At 53.2% G+C, this 3,264-nt stretch carries 1 protein-coding gene; it reads left to right on the top strand.

From position 1 onward, the window contains the following. A partial coding sequence (locus Q0294_RS10050) for a protein kinase (protein ID WP_299464244.1) occupies positions 1–3,264 on the top strand: 3,264 nt, incomplete at both ends.

Below are 3,264 nucleotides of genomic sequence, written 5' to 3'. Positions count from 1 at the left end.
GATGATCTCGCCTCAAATGATCAGACCATTGTTGAAACGCCCGCTGCCGATGATATCTATGCGACGCTTGTCGATCCGGAAGCGCTGGCTATAGATCAGACGCTATCGGAAGAGGATCAAAGCGCCTGGGCGGAAACACGCACGATCAGTGAAATTCCGGAAGAGCGCGAGGAATCTGCAAATGATCAGACAATGGTGCTCGACGAGTCCGAGAATCTGTCTGACATCAATGCGACATTCGTCGAAAGTGACAGCACGCCCCGCGCGATTGATGCTACACTTGTCTCTGATGATGTTCCCCCGGAACTGATGGCGACGATGAATTCGGCCTGGGGCGGGGAAATGGCGACGATGGCCGACGGTCCCGAAATGACCATCAAAGCCCCGGATCTGGCTGGAGAGGAACTGACGAATCAGACATCGCTGGTGATTAAAAAACGGCTTTTCAGCGATAAGATCAAGTCGGAATATTTAGCCAATGCCGAATATGAACTGCTGGAAATTCTCGGTCAGGGGGGCATGGGTGTCGTCTACACTGCACGGCAGACATCCATTGACCGCCAGGTTGCCGTCAAGATGCTCAAGGGTAAAACCGCTGAGAATCGCGAGCAGCGGCACAAATTCCTGGCGGAAGCGGTCGTCACCGGCGAACTGGACCATCCCAATATCGTTCCGATTTATGATGTGGGTAGTAATAACAGCGGCGCCTTATTCTATTCGATGAAAAAAGTGGAAGGCCGCCCGTGGTTAAAGTCCATCCGGAAAAAATCGCTGGCTGAAAACCTGAATATCCTGATGAAAGTGGCCGACGCCGTCGCGTTCGCGCACTCACGCAGCGTCGTCCACCGCGATTTGAAACCGGAAAACGTCATGCTCGGCGAGTTCGGCGAAGTGCTCGTCATGGACTGGGGGCTGGCACAGTCCACCTCCGGATTCCGAAAGTCCAGCAGCATCATCACGACTTCCAGCATGGGCGGAACCCCCGCTTATATGGCTCCGGAAATGGCAACGGGGCCTGTCGATAAAATTTCGCCGCTCTCTGACATTTACCTGTTAGGGGCGATCCTGTACGAAATTCTCACGGGACGCCCGCCGCATACCGGCAAAACAGCCATGAAATGTCTGATGGCGGCTGCCAAAAATGAAATTGTAGCGACCGAGAAAAAAGGGGAACTTTTTGATGTTGCGATGAAAGCCATGGCAACGCAAACGAAGGATCGTTATCCCAGCGTGCAGGCGCTGCAGCAAGCTATCATGGATTATCAGTCGCATTCGGAAAGTATTTCGCTGGCAACCAGAGCCGAAACCGATTTGAGTTCCGCCGTGGAAACAGAGAACTATGAACTGTTTTCCCGCGCCCTGTTCGGCTTCCAGGAAGCACTTTCGCTCTGGCCGGAGAATACCTCGGCGCAGGCAGGCGTCACGAAAACAACTTTAAACTATGCCAGCACGGCTTATGCAAAAGGCGACTATGACCTCGGACTTTCGCTGCTGAATGAAGCAGAGCCGTCACATTCTGAACTCATTGAAAAAATCCGGGCTGACCAGTCCGAACGCGATGCCCGTCAGCAAAGACTCCGCGCAGCAAAACGCGTCTTCATCGGAATGCTGGCGACCGTCATGATTGTGGTCACCGGTGCCTTCTTCTGGATTCGGGCGGAAGCAAACCGGGCAGTCGCAGCCGAAAAAGTCGCAGAAACCGAACGCGATACCGCCGTTAATGAACGTAAAAAAGCCGAAGATGCCCGTGCTGAGGAAGTGATTGCACGGAAGAAAGCCGATGAAGCTAAGGAAAAAGCAGAAGAGGCACAACGGCTTGAAACGGTAGCTCTGGCAAAGGAAAAAGCTGCCCTGGTAAAACAAGAAGCAGCCCTGAAAGTAGCAGAAATTGAGCGTGATAAAGCAGTCACAGCGAAGAAGGCAGAAGAATACGAAGCCTATATCGCCCGCATTGGTCTGGCAGCCGCCAAGATTGATGAAAACGCGTTCGAAAGCGCTATTCAACTGCTCAATGGATGTCCTGAAGAATTACGAAACTGGGAATGGGGACGGCTCATGCATCTCTGCTCACAAAGCAGCCGCACCTTCGATGCGAAAGCGCCGGTTGACGCATTGGCAATTTCGAAAGATGGCTCACAGTTCGTCACGGGCGGCAAAGATGGTTTCGCACGTCTCTGGGATCGCGAGACGGGAAAAGTCATCGCCGCCTTCGATCATCAAAAGTATCCCGTTTTAGCGGTCGCCATCAGCCCCGACGGTAAAACGCTGGCAACGGGTTCTGAAGATCCTGACGGGTTTCTCAAACTCTGGGATCTCGAATCGCGTTTACAAATTAAAAGAGTGTTTCAAAATCCCGGACAGAAAATGCCCTTTGATCAAGGGCATACGGAAGGCGTGCTCAGCATCTCCTTTTCCAAAGACGGCACGCGACTCTTGACCAGTTCCTATGACAAAACAGCGCGGCTCTGGGAGCTGGAAACCGGGAAACAACTACGCCGTTTCTGGGGACATAACTGGTGGGTCTGGGATGCCAACTTCTCTACCGATGAGCGTCGGATTGTCACAGCCAGCCAGGATGGAACCGCCGTCATCTGGTCTGTGGAGACCGGAAAACAGGGTGCTCCCTTCACCGGTCATCAAGGCCCCGTGTATTCCGCCCACTTCTCTCCTGATCCGGAGAGCACGCATGTTGTCACCGGCGGCTATGATCGCCGCATCCTGTTATGGAAACCGGAAGATATTGTGCCTTACGACTTTTCGAAAATCGTTTCCGGCAAAAAAAACGAGGCATCCCCCTACACCGCTTTCGATGGACATCAGGAGAGCGTACAGTCTGCCGAGTTCACGGCTGATGGCACGATGATTCTCAGTGCCAGCCATGACAACACGGTCAAGCTCTGGGACATCGCCACCACCAAAGCGATCAAGACGTTTCGCGGTCATGACAGTTGGGTTCAGGCCGCCACACTGTTTAATGATGGCAAATGGATCCTTTCCGCCAGCCATGACGCGCAACTGAAATTGTGGAACATTGCCGATTATGCAGAAATCCGTACGCTGAACGGGCGCGTGCTCGCACAGCACGTCGATGCGATTCTGGATGTTTCCTTTTCGCATGACGGAACACAACTGGTCACAGCCAGTCGCGACAAAACCGCCATTTCCTGGAATGTTGCCACCGGAGAACCGCAAAAAGAATTTACGGAAGGTCACGCATTCCTGGCATCGAACGCCATCTTTCTGCCAGACCGCAAACGTCTGGCG

The organism is uncultured Gimesia sp. (genome assembly GCF_937919775.1).
Lineage (GTDB): Bacteria > Planctomycetota > Planctomycetia > Planctomycetales > Planctomycetaceae > Gimesia.
The sequence above is the reverse complement of the archived record's forward strand: the minus strand, read 5'-3'. Positions and strand labels throughout refer to the sequence as shown.